Origin of the sequence: Acidovorax sp. JHL-3 (assembly GCF_000526295.1) — a bacterium.
Lineage (GTDB): Bacteria > Pseudomonadota > Gammaproteobacteria > Burkholderiales > Burkholderiaceae_C > Acidovorax > Acidovorax defluvii.
Genome location: NZ_JAFU01000001.1, coordinates 1,270,216 through 1,286,913, shown reverse-complemented (window position 1 = coordinate 1,286,913; position 16,698 = coordinate 1,270,216). Strand labels below are relative to the sequence as shown.

Below are 16,698 nucleotides of genomic sequence, written 5' to 3'. Positions count from 1 at the left end.
GCACCACCATGAACACCCTCCTGCGCCTGATGGGCTGCGCCGCCCTCGCCGTGCTCGCCACGGGCTGCGCCAGCATCAACCCGCCACCGCCCGTGGACGTGCTGCCCACCACACTGCCACCCGTGGCCACCATGCCCCGGCCCGCCGGTCCTGCCACGGGCAGCCTGTTTCATGCCGCCAGCTTTCGGCCCGCGTTCGAAGACCAGCGCGCCCGCCTGATCGGTGATCTGGTAACGATCACGATCAAGGAAGAAATCGACGCCAAGCAAAACAGCACGTCGAACGTCGGCCGGTCGTCCAACACCGAGGGCCGCATCACGGCGCTGCCGCTTGTTTCAAGCAGCCTGGCTGCCAAGCTTGCTGGCAAGACGGCCATCGGTGCGGGCTATGAAAACACCTTCGAGGGCAAGGGGGACACCCTGGCCAAGAACGATTTCAAGAGCAACATCACCGCCATCGTCACCGACGTGTTGCCCAACGGGCATCTGGTCGTTGCGGGCGAAAAGCAGGTGGGCGTGAACCGCAGTGTGGACGTGCTGCGCTTTTCGGGCATCGTGGATCCACGCCGTCTGGCGCCTGGCAGCGTCATCGATTCCCGGTACGTGGCCAACGTGCGCGTGATCTCGCGCGGCATGGGCGAGCAGGCCGAGGCGCAGGCCATGGGCTGGCTGGCACGGGCGTTCAACACGGTCACGCCGTTCTGACACAGGTTTGCACCGCGCCCATGCACACCCTGCGCACACTGCTTCAACGCTCGGCGGCCGTGGTCCTGGCGATGTGCTGCGGCCTTGCTGGCGCAGCCGATTTTCGCGACCCGGTGGGGCAACCCTTTCTGGTCTGGCCCAATATTCCGGTCGTGCGCGCCACCGATCTGGGCGAATACGAGCACGATCGCAAGCTGTTTGCAGACCTGCACACCGGCAAGGGTGATCCGGCCACGGTGCTTGCCGCGCTGCAGGCCGTGGACAGCCTGCAGGCCCACCACGAGCGCACGGCGCTGGCCCAGCTGGGGCGCACGCTCAACACCCAATTGATTGGCGAGCTGGACCGGCAGGCACGGCGCATCAACACCCGTTCGCCCAAGCTGCGCTTCGAGTTTGCCGGCATCACACCCGAAGAGTTGCAGCGCGCCTCTGCGGCCGATGCCCGGGCGCTGGATGCCCTCAAGGCCAAGGCGGGCCGGATGGCGATGGTGGCCTACATCACCTACACACGGCTGGAGGGTTCGCTGGTGCAGGCCACCGCCACGCTGGTCAAGCTGGGCAGTGGCGAATCGCAAAGCTTCACCGTGACGGTGCCCGCGCCCACGCTGGCGGATGCGCTGGCGCGCGACATCTTTGATTACTTTCAGGGCACGCGCTTTTCTCAGCACCAGAACCCGCTGGCCGCACGGGAATGGCTGATGGCCGCGCCGGGACACGCCGATCAGCTGGTCTCGCGCGAGGCGGCGCAGCGCTACTGCCAGTCGCAGAACGCGGCCCTGCCCACGGCAGGGGAGCTGGAGACGGCCGAGGCATCGGGTTTTTATGGCGGCGGCGTGGCGCTGCGGCCCACCGGCGTCTACCACATCCAGTCGGGTCTGTACGACACGGCACAGGCGCTGGCAGACAAGGTGCGCGCCAACCACATTGCCAGCGTGCCCAATGGCCACTACTACTGCATACGCAACCCGGTGGACACCAGGGCGGCCAGGGTGCGCAGGTAAGGCGAGCACGCCGGTAGTTCGTCAAAAATAATAGCTTCTAGCGCTTTACTGCAAAGGGCTAGAGCCATATTTGACCCATATTTTTATTACCCCCGCCTCCCCGCACAAACCGGGGGCGAACACCGGCAATAAGGCGGCAGAAGCACGCTCTTTTCCCCTCTTTGCCGGCCGGGTGGCACGCCACAATGGGTGTCATGAAGACCTTGCCCCTCCCTCGCTTTGCATGGCTGCAGACACGCACGCTGTGGCTGGTGCTGGCCCTGTCCGTCACGGGACTCGTGGCGCCCGCCCATGCCTTGCGCATCAAGGAAGTGGCGTCCGTGCAGGGCGTGCGCAGCAATCAGCTGTCGGGCTACGGCCTGGTGGTGGGGCTGGACGGCACGGGTGACCAGTCCACGCAGATGCCCTTTACAGCGCAGGCGATGGCCAACTACCTGCAGCAAATGGGCATCAGCCTGCCCCCGGGCACCAGCGCTCCGCAGCTCAAGAACGTGGCCACCGTGGTGATCACGGCCCAGCTGCCCGCCTTTGCGCAGCCGGGGCAGAACATTGACGTGGCCGTGTCCTCCATTGGCAATGCCAAGTCCCTGAGGGGCGGCACACTCATCGCCGCACCGCTGCGCGGTGCAGACGGCGAGATTTATGCCCTGGCGCAAGGCAACGTGGTGGTGGGCGGCGCCGGCGCCTCGGCCGGCGGCAGCAAGGTGCAGATCAACCACCTGAGCGCAGGCCGCATTCCCGGTGGCGCGCAGGTGGAACGCTCGGTTCCCACGCCGCTGCACGTGGGCAGCACCATCACCCTGGGCCTTGATGCGGTGGACTTTCAGACCGCGCGCAAGGTGGCGCAGGCCATCAATGCCCGCCAGGGCGAGGGCACCGCCACCGCGCTGGACGGGCGCAGCGTGCAGGTGACGGCGCCGCAAGACCCAGGCAAACGGGTGAATTTCATCGCAGAGCTGGAAGAGCTGCAATTGCCCAACTCCACACCCGCAGCCAAGGTGGTGATCAACGCCCGCACCGGCTCCATTGTGCTGAACCAGGCGGTGACGCTGGGGCCCTGCGCCATCGCGCACGGCAATCTGTCCATCACCATCAGCAGCACGCCCGTCATCAGCCAGCCCAATCCCCTGTCGCAGGGAGTGACCGTAGTGGCGCAAAAAAGCGACATCGCCATCCAGCAGGAAGCGGGCAACGTCATCCAGATGCCGCCGTCGCCGCAGCTGGCCGACGTGGTACGCGCACTCAACTCCCTGGGCGCCACGCCCCAGGATCTGCTGGCCATTTTGCAGGCCATCAAGGCGGCCGGCGCCCTGAACGCCGAGCTCGAAGTGATCTGACCATGCCCTGCCCCACCAGCGCCCTGTCGGCCACGCACCAGGAGTCACCATGGCTTTGACCCTGCCCTCTTCCGCGACCTCCAGCACCACCAATGCGCTGGCGGCCGATGCACGCTCGCTCAACGCCCTGAAATACGAAGCCGGGCAAAACAGCGCCCAGGCCGCCAAAGAGGCCGCCAAGCAGTTTGAATCGCTTTTCATGCGCGAGCTGATCAAGAGCATGCGCGAAGCCACCATGAAATCCGGCCTGATGGACGGTGCCCAGGGTGACCTGGGAACCGACCTGCTGGACCAGCAACTGTCGGTCAGCATGTCGGGCGCGCCCGGCGGTTTGTCAGAAGCCATTGCGCGCCAGCTTTCGCGCCAGATGGGTGGGGCCGACACCACCATCTCGGCACCGTCCACGCTCAGCCTGCCCGGCGTGACCTCACGCAGCGCGGCCAGCACCACCCCTGTTGCCACCGGCCCCGTGCCCAAGGGGCGGGACGGTTTTGTGCAGTCGCTCAGCGCCACCGCCGAGCGCGTGGCACAAGACAGCGGCATTCCGGCCAGCTTCATGCTGGGCCAGGCAGGCCATGAAACCGGCTGGGGCAAGAGCGAGATCAAAAACGCCGACGGCTCCACTTCGTTCAACCTGTTTGGCATCAAGGCAGGCAAGGGCTGGACCGGCAAGGTGGCCGAGATCACCACCACCGAATACATCAACGGCAAGGCCCAGAAGGTAACGGCCAAGTTCCGCGCCTACGACTCGTACGAGGATTCGTTCCGCGACTACGCCCGGCTGATCAACGACAGCCCGCGCTACGAAAAAGCCCAGGCCACCGCCAGGACCGGCTCGGCCGTGGCTTATGCCGCCGAGCTGCAGAAAGCCGGCTACGCCACCGACCCCGAGTACGCCAAAAAGCTCAGCGGCGCCATCAACAGTGCCCTGCGCGTGCAGCGCGCACAGGCCTGAGCACACAAGGTAAGCCATGAGCCTGCTCAACGTCGGATCCCGCGCCCTTCTGGCCAACCAGGCGGCCCTGCAGACCGCAGGCCACAACATTGCCAACGTCAGCACGCCCGGCTATTCGCGCCAGACCGTGGTGCTGCAGACCGTGCAGGGCCAGTTCACCGGCGGTGGCTACATTGGCAAGGGCGTGGATGTGCAGACCATCCAGCGCAACCACAGCGAGCTGCTCACGCGCCAGTCCACGGCCGCATCGGCGGTGGATGCGGGCGACACCGTGCGCATGGACCGCCTGCGCCAGTTGCAAGAGGTTTTCAGCGGCGGCGCCAGCGGCATTGGCGCATCCATCAACGACATGATGAACGCGCTCTCGGATGTCGTGAGCGCCCCCACCGACCTCACTGCGCGCAGCGTGGCCCTCACGCGCATGGACGAAACCGCCGCGCGCATGCGCGACGCCTCGCAACGCCTGGACGAAATCGGCTACACCGTGGCCGAGCAGCTCAAGGGCAGCATGGTCGCCGTCAACAGCCTGGCCAAGAACATCGCCGGCATCAACGAGCAGATTGCCCGTGCCAAGGGCAACGGCCAGCCCGCCAACGACCTGCTCGACCAGCGCGACCAGCTCATCCGCGAGCTCAACCAGCACATCCAGACATCGCAAGTGGCCGCCGACGACGGCACGGTCAGCGTGTTCGTGGCCGGCAGCCAGCCCCTGGTGCTGGGCAACCAGGCTGCCACGCTGTCGATTGACGATCCGATCGATTTTGGCGCAGGCAGCGGCAAAAAAGTGCTGAGCTTTCTGGCACCCGGCTCCTCCACCAAGGTGGAATTGAACGAAAGCATGCTTGGCGGCGGCCAGGTGGCGGGTCTGCTGCGCTTTCAAAACAACGACCTGGCCGAAGGCCGCAACCTGCTCGGCCGCATGGCCATCGCCATCAGCGAATCGATGAACACGCAGAACCGGCTGGGTCTGACGCTCAATGGCCAGCCGGGTGAAAACCTTTTCGCGCCCATCAGTCTGGGCAATGCAACACCCAGCAACTTCAATACCTCGACCGCCACAATGGCGCTGACGGTAACCGACCCCACGGCGCTGCAGGCGTCGAGCTACACCGTCAGCTTCACGGCGGGCGACGCGGGCTCGGTCACCCGCCATTCGGACGGCAAAGTCTTCAACTTCGATGGCTCTGCGCTGCCACCGGTCACAGTGGCGAGCGTCTTTTCGGCACAGGGTCTGGGTGTCACGCTCTCAGGTGCGGTCAACGCAGGCGACAAGTTCGTGATCAATTCGCTGCAGGGCGCCGCGGCGGAGTTGCAGGCGCTGCAGTACTCGCCGACCGACCTGGCGGCTGCCAATCCGGTCAATGCCGCCATGGGGGCGACGAATGGGGGTTCGCTCCAGTTGGCATCACTGAAGGCAACCGGCCCGATCACGCAACCTGCAACGGGAAGTCCTGTCACGATTGCCTTTACAGCAGGGTCGCCTGCAACCTATTCGGCAACGGTTCCCGGCCCGCCCGTAGCAACCATTGCTACCGGCAACTACGTTTCTGGCGAAAAAATTGCCATCAATGGCTGGGAAATCGCACTGCAGGGCGCACCCAAGAGCGGCGACACCGTTACGGTGGGTAACGCGACCGACTCCCAATATGGCGACTGGTACAAGCGTGACACCGGCAACGCCAGCGCGCTGATGGCCCTGCGCGATGTGCCGATGTTCGACAACGCCACGCTGGCCGACGGTTTTGCCAGCGCCATGGCGCAGGTGGGCACACGCACCCAAAGCGCACAATTCGCGGCCGAGTTGTCTTCGTCGATCGCGGCCAATCTGGAGCGCGACCGCACGGCCGTCTCCGGCGTCAACCTCGACGAAGAGGCTGCGCGTCTGATCCAGTACCAGCAGGCTTACCAGGCCTCGGCCAAGATGATCCAGATCGCACAAAATATCTTCGACACACTGATCCAGGGTCTCGGCCGCTAAGAACAGGGCCCATGCCTGAACGGAGTCCATCATGAGCAACGCTCTTTACCGGCTGAGCACAGCCAACCAGTACGACGTAGCTGTGCGCAACATCGGTCAGCGCCAGACATCCCTGTCCAACCTGCAGGAAAACCTGACCTCGGGCAAGCGCGTGGTGCGGGCCAGCGACGACCCGGTGGCAGCCGCGCAGGCCGAGCGCGCCCTCACGCGGCTGACGCGTAACGAGACCGACCAGCGCGCTCTCGACATGCAGCGCAACACCATGGCACTGGCGGAATCTGCCCTGGGCCAGGCTGGGGATGCCATGCAGGAATTCCGCCAGCTGGTGGTGAGCGCCGGCAATGGCGCGTACACCCAGACCGAACGCGACGCCATCGTGCAGCAACTCGTGGGGCTGCGCGACCAGATCCTGGGCTACGCCAACCGCAAGGATTCCAACGGCCAGCCGCTGTTCCAGGCGCTGGGCAGCGCCGAGGCTCCCTTTACCGGCACGGCAACCACTGTCAGCTTTGCTGGCCTGCCGGGGCAGCATGCCAGCGGCAACACGCAGATTGCAAAGGTGCTGGATGGCGACGCCGCCTGGATGAGCGTGCCCACCGGCAACGGGGTTTTCGAAGTCACCCGCAATCCCAATAGCACCCCCGGTGTTTATGCCGGCAAGGCATGGGCCGACGTGGGGCAGATCACGGACCCCAGCGCAGTGACCGGTACAAGCCATCGCATCGCCTTTTTCACCGAGAGCGATGGAACTGCCAGTTTCAGCATCACGCCTGCCCCCACCACCCCCGGCCCGAACATGGCGCCCCACCCACTGGATGCAGCGCGATACGCCTACAAATCCCCCACGGACATCGCTTTTGACGGCCTGAGTTTCAAGATCACCGGCGCCCCCGTCGCCGGCGACAGCTTTGACGTGAAACCCAGCCAGCCATCCAATGTGTTCTCCGTGCTGGAAAGCGCCATCGGCGCCATCCGCGATGCACGCAACCCCGACGGCAGCACCGACGCTGGTAGCCTTACCCACGGCATCGGCCGAGGGCTGAACGAGATCGATGCGGCCATGAACCGGCTGCAGGCATCGCGCGGCCTGGCAGGCGATTTGCTCAACCGCGCAGACCGCATCGAAGGGGAACTGGACACGCGCTCCATCCAGCTCGAAGACGACCGCTCGCGCGCCGAGGATCTCGATATGATCAAGGGCATTTCGGACTTCCAGAACCAGCAGGTGGGATACGAGGCCGCCCTCAAGTCCTATGCCTCGGTTCAGAAGCTTTCCCTGTTCAACTTCATTAGTTAAAACCTGCTCGCGCGGCGGAGGCCCGGCTCCGTTGCCAGGATCCGGCCCCGCTGTCTTATTGCTTCAACGCCCATGGTCCAATCCGTCCTTGGCAGCCTGATTCTTGGCTACCGCCCTTTGTGGAACCGGGCCCGCAAGCTCGCGGGCATTCAGCTCTATGCCCAGAACGAAGCCGCCACGGTGGTGGATGCCGCCCACCTGCTGCGGACGGTGCAAGAGATGTGGTCTTCCACCTCACCACCGCTTCTGTTGTCTGCGCAAACGCGCCAGCTTTTGTGCTCGCTGCTGGATGAAGCCCCGCGCGGCGCACCCTGGATCGAGGTGCGGGGCGACTGGCTGTCCGACAGTGCCATCTTGGCCCGCGTCAAGTCGGCGCACCAGCGCGGCCTCAAGCTGGTGTGGCGCGGCGACATGGCCCGCTTGCCTGGGCCCGAGGTGGCGCGCTGCTTTGACAACAGCCTGCTTTCGCTGCGCCCCGAAGACGCCGTGGCGGCACTTCAAACCGCCCCCACCCGGCCTGGTGGCCCGGCGCCGGTGGCCCACGCCAAAAGCCCGGTGCTGGCAGGCCAGATGTATGAAAACATCACCAGCCGCGCACTCATGGAGCATTGTCTGGATCAGCAAAACGCCCTGGCACTTGCCGGGTGGCCGGCCGAAGACGTGCTGTATCACCAGCGGCACCAGGCGCCCCAACCCTCGCACGCCGTCATCTTCAAGCTGATGAAGGCCATAGACGCCGAGCAGTCGCTGGAGACCTTCGAAGAAATCATGGGCGAAGACCCGCTGCTGGCCTACCGTTTCATGGTCTATACCAACTCGGCGGCACTGGGCTTGCGCACGGGCATCGACTCGTTGCGCCGGGGGCTGGTGATGATGGGCTATGGCTCCATCAAGCGCTGGCTGTCCGACCAGTTGCCCCACGCCAGCACCGACCTGAACCTGCGGCCCGTGCGCGAGTCCATGCTGATCCGGGCGCAACTCATGACGCACCTGCTCGACGCTGGCGTAGAAAACGACCTGCGCCGCGAGATCTATCTGTGCGGGCTGCTGTCGCAACTGGACGATGTGATGGGCGAATCGCTGGGCACCATCCTGCGCCGCATTCCGCTGTCGGAACGCATCTACGACGCCAATGTGCTCGGCACGGGCCCCTATGTCTCGGGCCTTCAGATGGCCCGGGCACTGGAATCCGAAGACGCCAGCGCCATCCGCAAGCTGTGCGAAACCCACGAGATGGATCTGGAAGAAGTCAACCGCGCACTGCTGCGGGTGCTGGCCGATCTGGAAGTGGAACGCCCCGCCGCGTGACCCTTTGCTGCCGCAACGCTGCTCCGGTCTGGCGGTCTGGCGGTCTGGCAAAAATTCAACCGTTCGCCCTGCGCTTGTCGAAGGGCTTCGACCTCAAGGCGAGCGGAATTTGAGATCCAACGCCTGATCCAAACGCGGCTATCGGCTCTGCGCCACCACCCGCTGGAGCACGCGCCAGAAGGCCGCGTCCTGCGTGGTGGTGAAGTTGATGCGCATCAGCGTGCACGGTTGCCGGCTGGCATGGAACAACGCCCCGGGCGCCAGCAGGTAGCCCTCGTCCAGCATGCGCTGGGCCAGCACGTCGGTGTCCACGCCCGTTTCCACCCAGCCGAACAGCCCCGCAGGTTCGGCGGCAAAGCTGCAACCTGCCTCCAGCGCCAGCTGCACGCTGCGCGAGCGCGCCTGGGCCAGGCGCAGGCGCATGCGCTCGGCATGGCGGCGCAACTGGCCCTGGTCGATGCACAGGGCCAGCGCCTTCTCCAGGATGGACGGGGTGGTCAGGGTGGACAACAGTTTGGTGTCGAGCAGGCGCTCCACCAGATCGGGTGGCGCCGCCAGGTAGCCCACGCGCCAGTTGGGCGCGAGGATTTTGGCGAAACCACTCACATAGATGGTGCGCCGCAGGCCGTCGAGCACCGACAGCCGCGTGGCGTGTTCGGGCGCGATGTGGCTGTAGGTGTCGTCTTCCACCACATGAAAGTTGTGCTGCTGTGCCAGCTGCAGCACCTGGTGCGCACTGCCGGGCGACAGGCAATAGCCCGTGGGGTTGTGGAACACGCTCACGCTCACGAACAGCTTGGGGGCGTGGGCCTCGCAATAGCGCGCCATCACGGCCAGATCGGGCCCGTCGGCGCGACGCGGCACGGGCAGGATGTGCATGCCCAGGGCATCCAGGCGCGCAAACTCCACCGACCAGCCGGGCTCCTCGACCATCACCGGGTCGCCGGGCCGCAGCAGCGTGCGGCTGACGATGTCGAGCGCATGGGTGGCGCCCACCGTGGTCATGATCTGCCCGGCCCGCGCGGGAATGCCCAGGCCAGCCAGCTTGCGCGCCAGCACCTGGCGCAGGCCGGGGTCGCCCATGGGTTCGCCATACTGCAGTGAGCCCTCTTGCAACGCCCGGCTGCCGGTGACTTTGCGCACCGCCGCCGCCATGAAGCCCGTCTCCAGCCAATCGGCCGGGAACACGCCCGCGCCGGGTTGCGGATGGGTGGACGCCTGGTGGAACATGCCCCGGATCAGCGCCGTGGCGTTGATGCGCGAACCTGAGGGCAACGACCCCGTGCCCGTGGCCGCCCTGAGCGCCACACCTGCTACATTTTGTATAGCTGCTTGCGCTTGCCCCTCTTGGGCTAGCGCCCCATTCTGCACAAAATCCCGCACAAAAAAGCCGCGCTGGCTGCGCGCCTCTACCAGGCCCTGGGCCTGCAACTGGTCGTAGGCTGCCACCACGGTGTAGGGGCTCACGCCCTGCTGGCGCGCGCATTCGCGCACCGACGGCAAGCGCGCGCCCGCAGGCAGCAGGCGCGAACGGATGCGCTCGGCAAAACGCTCGGCCAGCTGTTCGGTCAGGGTGTGGTTGCTGTAACGGGTCAACATGCGGGGCCTTGTGCAGAAATGCCGACTGTGCTGACACAACCACCACTACAGATGGTTTGATTGTCAGATTAACTGTACCGGTACTGTATTGCCATTGCCTCTACAGTAACAGCCCAACATTCTCTTTTCAAGGCCATGCCACCTGTTGAATTCACTGCCCTGCTGGCACTGGCCACCGCCATGAGCTTCAGCCCCGGCCCCAACACCACGCTGTCCACCGCGCTGGCGGCCAACCGGGGCCTGCGCCACGCAATGCGCTTTGTCTGCGCCGTGCCCGTGGGCTGGAGCGCCCTGCTGCTTTTGTGCGCGGGCGGCTTGGGCGCCGCGGTGGTGGCGGTGCCCGCGCTGCGCTGGGCCATCAAGGCCGTGGGCATTGCGTACCTGGTGTGGCTGGCCTGGAAACTCAGCCAGAGCGGCCAGTTGGGCGAGGCCGACGCTGCCCGCATGGACGTGGGCTTTTGGCAAGGCGCGGCACTGCAATTCGTGAACATCAAGGCCTGGCTGCTGTCGCTGACCATCGTGGCGGGCTGGATCGTGGGGCGCGAAGACAGCCTGCAGCGCCTGGCCGTGGTGCTGCCCGTGATGGCCCTGTTTGCGCTGACCAGCAATTTTGCGTATGCCTCCGTGGGCGCGTTGCTGCGCCACTGGCTGGCGCACGGGCGCCGCCTGCTGTGGTTCAACCGCGCCATGGCGCTTGTCTTGGTGGTGACGGCGGCCTGGATGGTGCGCGCATGACGCCGCCCCGCGCCCATCCAGCCCACGGCGCTGAGGCCCGCGGGCTGGCCCTGGGCCTGCTCGGCGTGACGATCTTTGCCCTGACCCTGCCCATGACCCGGCTGGCCGTGGGCACACCCGATGCGCCACTGATGTCGGGCCTGTTCATCGCTATGGGGCGCGCGGCCCTGGCGGGGCTGCTTTCGGGGGCGCTGCTGCTGGCGCTGCGGGCACCGCTGCCGCAGCGCGCCGACGCCTGGCCGCTGGTGCTGACAGCGCTCGGTGTGGTGTTTGGCTTTCCGCTGCTCACCTCGATAGCCATGCGCCATGTCAGCGCCGTGCACGCCAGCGTGATCGTGGGCGTGCTGCCGCTGGCCACTGCGGCTGTGGGCGCGCTGCTGCACCGCCAGCGCCCGTCGCCAGCCTTCTGGGCCTGTGCGGCGCTGGGCACCGGGCTGGTGGTGGGGTTTGCCGTGTTGCGCTCGGGCGCCGCCGGGCTGGCGCTGCACCCGGCCGATCTGCTGCTGGGTGCCATGCTGTGCGCGGCCGTGGGCTATGGTTTTGGCGCGCGGCTGTCGCAGCACATGCGCGCCGAGTTCGTGATCTGCTGGGCACTGGTGATCTCGCTGCCAGTCACGGCGCCGCTGGCCGCGCTGTCGTGGCCTGACGTGTCCGTACCCGCCGTCGCCTGGAGCGGGTTTGCCTATGTATCGGTTTTCTCGATGTGGCTGGGCTTTTTTGCCTGGTACCGGGGCCTGGCGCTGGGCGGCACGGTGCGCGTGAGCCAGGTGCAACTGGTGCAACCCTTTCTGGGCATGTTGTTTGCCGTGCCCCTGCTGGGCGAGGGCCTGGACGCGGTGAGCGCAGGCTTTGGCCTGGCTGTGATGGCCACCGTGTTGCTGGGCCGTCGCATGCCGGTGCGGGCGCGGGCCACGCAGGGATGACGATGACAACCCGCCACGAACCCCCACAACCCCCACGGGCCCACGCCGAGACAGGCGCGTTACGCCCATCGGGCGGGTTAAAGTGCGACCCCATCGGTCCACCCGCACCCCCTGGCCCCGCCGCAAAGCGGCCCTTTTAATCGGATGACAAGCGCGCCCCTGCCGGGCGCCCACTGGAGATGACTGCATGACGAACTGGACCCTGGCTGCACGCGCCGCCAAGATGAACCCCTCGGCAATCCGCGAGATCCTCAAACTGACCGACAAGCCCGGCATCATCAGCCTGGCCGGCGGCCTGCCCTCGCCCAAGGCGTTCCCTCTTCAGGAGTTCACCGCGGCCTGCAACACCGTGATGGCACGCGACGGCGCGGCCGCCCTGCAATACGCCACCAGCGAAGGCTTTGCCCCCCTGCGCCAGGCCGTGGCCGACATGCTGCCCTGGGCGGTGGACCCGGACCAGGTGCTCATCACCACCGGCTCGCAACAAGCGCTCGATCTGATCGGCAAGGTGTTTCTCGACAAGGACAGCCGCATGCTGGTGGAAACGCCCACCTACCTGGGCGCGCTGCAGGCCTTTGCGCCGCAAGAACCGCTGGCCGTGAGCGTGGCCAGCGACGACGACGGCATTCTGGTGGACGACTTTGCCGCCAAGGTGGGCACCGGCGCCGACAAGGCCCGCCTGGCCTATGTGCTGCCCAACTTCCAGAACCCCACGGGCCGCACCATGACCGAGGCACGCCGCGCCGCGCTGGTGGCCAAGGCGGCCGAGCTGAACATTCCGCTGATCGAAGACAACCCCTATGGCGACCTGTGGTTTGGCGAGGCCCCACCCGCGCCCCTGACCGCCCGCAACCCCGACGGCTGCATCTATATGGGCTCGTTTTCCAAGGTGCTGGCCCCGGGCCTGCGCATCGGATTTCTGGTCGCGCCCAAGGCCATCTACCCCAAGCTGCTGCAAGCCAAGCAGGCGGCCGACCTGCACACGCCCGGTTTCAACCAGCGTGTGGTCGCCGAAGTGATCCGGGACGGTTTTCTCGACCGCCATGTGCCCACGATCCGCGCACTCTACAAGCAGCAGCGCGACACCATGCTGGACGCGCTGGAGCGCGAAATGGCCGGCCTGGATGTGACCTGGACGCGCCCGGCGGGTGGCATGTTCCTGTGGGTGATGCTGCCCGAAGGCATGGATGCGCAGGCCCTGCTGCCGGCGGCCGTGGAGCGCAACGTGGCCTTTGTGCCCGGTGCGCCGTTTTATGCCGAACACCCCGACACCCGCACCCTGCGCCTGTCGTATGTCACCGCGACCAGCGACGAGATCCGCACCGCCATCGCCGCGCTGGCAGCGGCCATCCGCGCGCAACTGGCAAAGGGCTGAGCATGTTGCGGCTATGGGGGCGGCTCTCGTCCATCAATGTGCGCAAGGTGGTATGGACCGCGCAGGAATTGGCGCTGCCCTTGCAGCGCACCGATGCCGGGGGGCAATTTGGCATCGTGCGTGACCCACATTACCTGGGCCTCAACCCCAACGGCCTGGTGCCCCTGATCGAAGACGAAGGCGGCGTGGTGCTGTGGGAGTCGAACACCATCGTGCGCTACCTGTGCGCCCGCTATGCACCCGGCCAGCTCTATCCCGAAGCCCTGCCTGCCCGGTTTGTGGCCGAGCAATGGATGGATTGGCAGCAAACAACGCTCAACCCTGCCGGGCGCGACGCCTTCATGCAGTGGATTCGCACACCGGCCACGCAGCGCAACGAGGCGCTCATCCACCGCTCGGTGGCGGCCACCGAAGCGCTGTTGGCGCTGCTGGACGCGCACTTGGCGCACCAGCCCTTCATGGCAGGCGAGCACTTCACCATGGCCGACATTCCGGTGGGCTGCGAGATCCATCGCTGGTGGGGCCTGCCCCAGGAACGCACCGCCCGGCCCCACCTGGAACGCTGGTTCCAGGCCCTGCGCGAGCGCCCCGGCGCACGCGGCGTGCTGGACCAGCCGCTGTCCTGAGTTCTTTCCTTCCAAGTCCCGCCATGCGCCAACGCCCTTTTCTGCAGGTCGACGTATTCACCCCCGAGCCCTACCGTGGCAACCCGCTGGCCGTGGTGCTGGACGGTGAAGGCCTCACGGCAGAAGCCATGCAGCAGTTCACCAACTGGACCAACCTGTCCGAAGCCACGTTTGTGCTGCCGCCCACGCCCGAGGGCCGCGCAGCGGGGGCCGATTACCGCGTGCGCATCTTCAGCCCGGGCCGCGAGCTGCCGTTTGCCGGCCACCCCACGCTGGGCAGCTGCCATGCCTGGCTGCAATCGGGCGGCCAGCCCCTCGTGGCGGGCCGCGTGGTGCAGGAGTGCGGCGTGGGCCTGGTCGCGCTGCGCCAGGACGATGACCGCCTGGCCTTTGCGGCCCCACCGTTGATCAAAAGCGGCCCGCTCGACGAAGCCGATGTGGCCCGCATCGCCCAGGGCCTTGGTGTGGCGCGCAGCGACATCCTGCACCACGCCTGGTGCGACAACGGCCCGAACTGGCGCGGCGTGATGCTGCGCTCGGCCGCGCAGGTGCTGGCCTTGAAGCCCGACGGCGCCATCCTTGCCGGGCTGGATGTGGGCGTGGTCGGCCCCCGTGGCAAGGTCGGCGTGGTGGGCAGCAGTGATGCGGACGGCATCGCCTTCGACGTGCGCGCCTTCTTCCCCGGCAACAACGGCCTGGCGGAAGACCCCGTCACGGGCAGCCTCAATGCCGCGCTGGCGCAATGGCTTATTGGCGCAGGCCTCGCGCCCGCGCGCTACGTGGCCAGCCAGGGCACGGCGCTGGGCCGCGCCGGGCGGGTGCATGTTGAACAAGATGGCGCGGATATCTGGGTGGGCGGCCACACCGTCACCTGCATCAGCGGCACGGTGCGGCTGTAAAAAACAAGCCAAAACAGCTCCAAGCGGCCATTCAGCAAGCGCCAGCAGCTATCAAAACAGAAGTTTTCTCCATGCCCCTTCCCACCCTGGCCGACATCGAAGCCGCCGCACAGGTGGTTTACCGCGACTTTGCCGCCACGCCGCAATACCGCTGGGCGCTGCTGAGCGAGCGCCTGGGCACCGACTGCTGGCTCAAGCACGAAAACCACACCCCCGTGGGCGCTTTCAAGATCCGGGGTGGCCTGACCTACTTCGACCAGCTCGCGCGGCGCGGCGCACTGCCGCGCGAGGTGGTCAGCGCCACGCGCGGCAACCACGGCCAGAGCATGGGCTGGGCCGCGCGCCGCCACGGTGTGGCCTGCACCATCGTCGTGCCACGCGGCAACTCGGTCGAAAAGAACACCGCCATGCGTGCCCTGGGCGTCAGGCTCATCGAGCACGGCAGCGACTTCCAGGAGGCGCGCGAACACGCCATGCAGATCGCGGCCGAGCGTGGCGCGCACATGGTGCCAAGCTTTCACGCCGACCTGCTGCGTGGCGTAAGCACCTACTGGTGGGAGTTTTTGCGCGCCGTGCCGCAGCTCGATGTGGTGTATGTGCCCATCGGCCAGGGCTCGGGCGCTTGTTCGGCGATTGCGGCCAAGCTGGCACTCGGCCATGGCGTGCGCGTGGTGGGCGTGGTCAGCAGCCATGCCACCACCTATGCCGACTCGGTGGCCGCAGGCCGCGTGGTGGAGGCCCCGGTGACCACCCAGCTGGCCGACGGCATGGCCTGCCGCGTGGCCGACGCCGCGGCACTGGCCATCATTGCACCGCACATCGACCACATCGTGCAGGTCAGCGACAACGAGGTGGCCGCCGCCATGCGCGCCTTGTTCACCGACACGCACAACGTGGCCGAAGGTGCAGGCGCCGCAGCCTTCGCGGCGGCGCTGCAAGAGAAAGACCGGCTTGCGGGCCAGACGGTGGGCGTGGCGCTCACGGGCGGCAATGTGGATGCGGACATCTTCAGCCAGGTGCTGCACCCCGCACCCTGAACCGGCGGCAGCCACAGGCCCCGGCCTTGCGTACAGGGCGGCCAGCACCGCGTGGTTCGCTTCTCTTTCAATAGCATGCGTCGCCCGCGAGACATAGGCAGACTGGCTATTCCCCTAAATTCCCGCCATGGGAACCCTCTACCTTGTGCGCCACGGCCAGGCCTCGTTTGGTGCCGACGATTACGACCAGCTCAGCACGCGGGGGCGTGAGCAGGCGGTGCGGCTGGGCGAACACTGGCGCGCACAGGGCCAGGCATTTGACGCCATCCTTACCGGAACGCTGCGGCGCCACACGCAGACGCTTGAAGGCATTGCCGAAGGCCTGCAGATCACCCCCGAGCCGCTGCAGATGCCGGGCCTGAACGAATACGACAGCCTGGCGCTCATTCGCGCCATCCACCCGCAACCCCTGGCCAAGCCCGACACGCCCGAGCTATACCGCCACCATTTCCGCCTGCTGTGCGACGCGCTGGCGCAATGGATGGCGGGCGTCATCAGCCCGCAGGGCATGCCCAGCTGGGACGAATTTGCCGGCGGCGTGCGCGCCGCGCTCGACCATGTGCGCCACCAGCACGCGGGGCACAACGTGCTGCTGGTCAGCAGCGGTGGCCCCATTTCGGCGGCAGTGGGCGAGGTGCTGGGCACCGCGCCCGAGGTGACCATTGCGCTGAACATGCGCATCCGCAACAGCGCCGTGACCGAGTTCAGCGTGTCGCCCAAGCGGCTGATGCTGCAGACCTTCAACACCCTGCCGCACCTGAACGGGCGCGAGCATGCCGACTGGGTGACGCACGCCTGATTCCGTTTCTAAATCACCCGTGTCGTCGTTGCTTCGCCTTGTCGTGCTACAGCACTGCCTGCGGCTTCGCGCCTAGACACGAATGATTTGGAAACGGAATGATCACAGAGGCATCGGCCCGCTTC

15 protein-coding genes are annotated in these 16,698 nt (G+C 66.6%); 14 read left to right on the top strand and 1 reads right to left on the bottom strand.

The features are described from left to right. Window positions 1-8: 8 nt before the first annotated feature. The 7 genes from K226_RS0106025 (at window position 9) to K226_RS0105995 (ending at window position 8,580) form a co-directional block, all read left to right on the top strand. A complete protein-coding gene (locus tag K226_RS0106025; RefSeq protein ID WP_024813951.1) occupies window positions 9-704 on the top strand; it encodes a flagellar basal body L-ring protein FlgH in 696 nt (231 codons plus the stop codon). 20 nt (window positions 705-724) lie between these two features. Then, on the top strand, window positions 725-1,705 hold the full coding sequence (locus K226_RS0106020; protein ID WP_024813950.1) for a hypothetical protein: 981 nt from the start codon (window positions 725-727) through the stop codon (window positions 1,703-1,705). 185 nt (window positions 1,706-1,890) lie between these two features. Beyond that, complete coding sequence (locus tag K226_RS0106015; RefSeq protein ID WP_024813949.1) at window positions 1,891-3,042, top strand: flagellar basal body P-ring protein FlgI; 1,152 nt, start codon at window positions 1,891-1,893, stop codon at window positions 3,040-3,042. Window positions 3,043-3,091: 49 nt separating this feature from the next. Beyond that, a complete protein-coding gene (gene flgJ / locus K226_RS0106010; protein WP_024813948.1) occupies window positions 3,092-3,997 on the top strand; it encodes a flagellar assembly peptidoglycan hydrolase FlgJ in 906 nt (301 codons plus the stop codon). A gap of 16 nt (window positions 3,998-4,013) precedes the next feature. After that, window positions 4,014-5,975, top strand: coding sequence for a flagellar hook-associated protein FlgK (flgK, locus tag K226_RS0106005; protein WP_024813947.1), 1,962 nt, complete (start codon window positions 4,014-4,016; stop codon window positions 5,973-5,975). 31 nt (window positions 5,976-6,006) lie between these two features. Beyond that, complete coding sequence (gene flgL, locus K226_RS0106000) at window positions 6,007-7,272, top strand: flagellar hook-associated protein FlgL (protein ID WP_024813946.1); 1,266 nt, start codon at window positions 6,007-6,009, stop codon at window positions 7,270-7,272. A gap of 72 nt (window positions 7,273-7,344) precedes the next feature. Beyond that, window positions 7,345-8,580: an HDOD domain-containing protein gene (locus tag K226_RS0105995; protein ID WP_024813945.1), complete on the top strand. Its 1,236-nt coding sequence runs from the start codon at window positions 7,345-7,347 to the stop codon at window positions 8,578-8,580. A gap of 138 nt (window positions 8,581-8,718) precedes the next feature. Here K226_RS0105995 and K226_RS0105990 read toward each other — a convergent pair whose 3' ends face one another. Continuing rightward, window positions 8,719-10,179 carry a PLP-dependent aminotransferase family protein gene (locus tag K226_RS0105990; protein ID WP_024813944.1) on the bottom strand — a complete coding sequence of 487 codons (1,461 nt, stop codon included), beginning with the start codon at window positions 10,177-10,179 and terminating at the stop codon, window positions 8,719-8,721. Window positions 10,180-10,314: 135 nt separating this feature from the next. Here K226_RS0105990 and K226_RS0105985 point away from each other — a divergent pair, with 135 nt between their 5' ends. The 7 genes from K226_RS0105985 (at window position 10,315) to K226_RS0105955 (ending at window position 16,573) form a co-directional block, all read left to right on the top strand. Next, complete coding sequence (locus K226_RS0105985) at window positions 10,315-10,914, top strand: LysE family translocator (protein ID WP_024813943.1); 600 nt, start codon at window positions 10,315-10,317, stop codon at window positions 10,912-10,914. Next, the gene (locus K226_RS0105980; protein WP_024813942.1) at window positions 10,911-11,837 is read left to right on the top strand and encodes a DMT family transporter; all 927 of its coding nucleotides are present in this window, start codon (window positions 10,911-10,913) and stop codon (window positions 11,835-11,837) included. The genes K226_RS0105985 and K226_RS0105980 overlap by 4 nt, the downstream gene beginning before the upstream one ends. Before the next feature lie 187 nt (window positions 11,838-12,024). After that, window positions 12,025-13,212: a PLP-dependent aminotransferase family protein gene (locus tag K226_RS0105975; RefSeq protein ID WP_024813941.1), complete on the top strand. Its 1,188-nt coding sequence runs from the start codon at window positions 12,025-12,027 to the stop codon at window positions 13,210-13,212. 2 nt (window positions 13,213-13,214) lie between these two features. Beyond that, window positions 13,215-13,838 (top strand): glutathione S-transferase family protein, encoded by a 624-nt coding sequence (locus K226_RS0105970; RefSeq protein ID WP_024813940.1) that lies wholly within the window; start codon window positions 13,215-13,217, stop codon window positions 13,836-13,838. Window positions 13,839-13,861: 23 nt separating this feature from the next. Next, on the top strand, window positions 13,862-14,737 hold the full coding sequence (locus tag K226_RS0105965; protein WP_024813939.1) for a PhzF family phenazine biosynthesis protein: 876 nt from the start codon (window positions 13,862-13,864) through the stop codon (window positions 14,735-14,737). Window positions 14,738-14,808: 71 nt separating this feature from the next. After that, entirely contained in the window at window positions 14,809-15,774 is a 966-nt protein-coding gene (locus tag K226_RS0105960; RefSeq protein WP_155886500.1) for a threonine dehydratase, read from the top strand. A 127-nt stretch (window positions 15,775-15,901) separates the two neighbouring features. Continuing rightward, window positions 15,902-16,573 (top strand): histidine phosphatase family protein, encoded by a 672-nt coding sequence (locus tag K226_RS0105955; protein ID WP_024813937.1) that lies wholly within the window; start codon window positions 15,902-15,904, stop codon window positions 16,571-16,573. Window positions 16,574-16,698 lie beyond the last annotated feature (125 nt).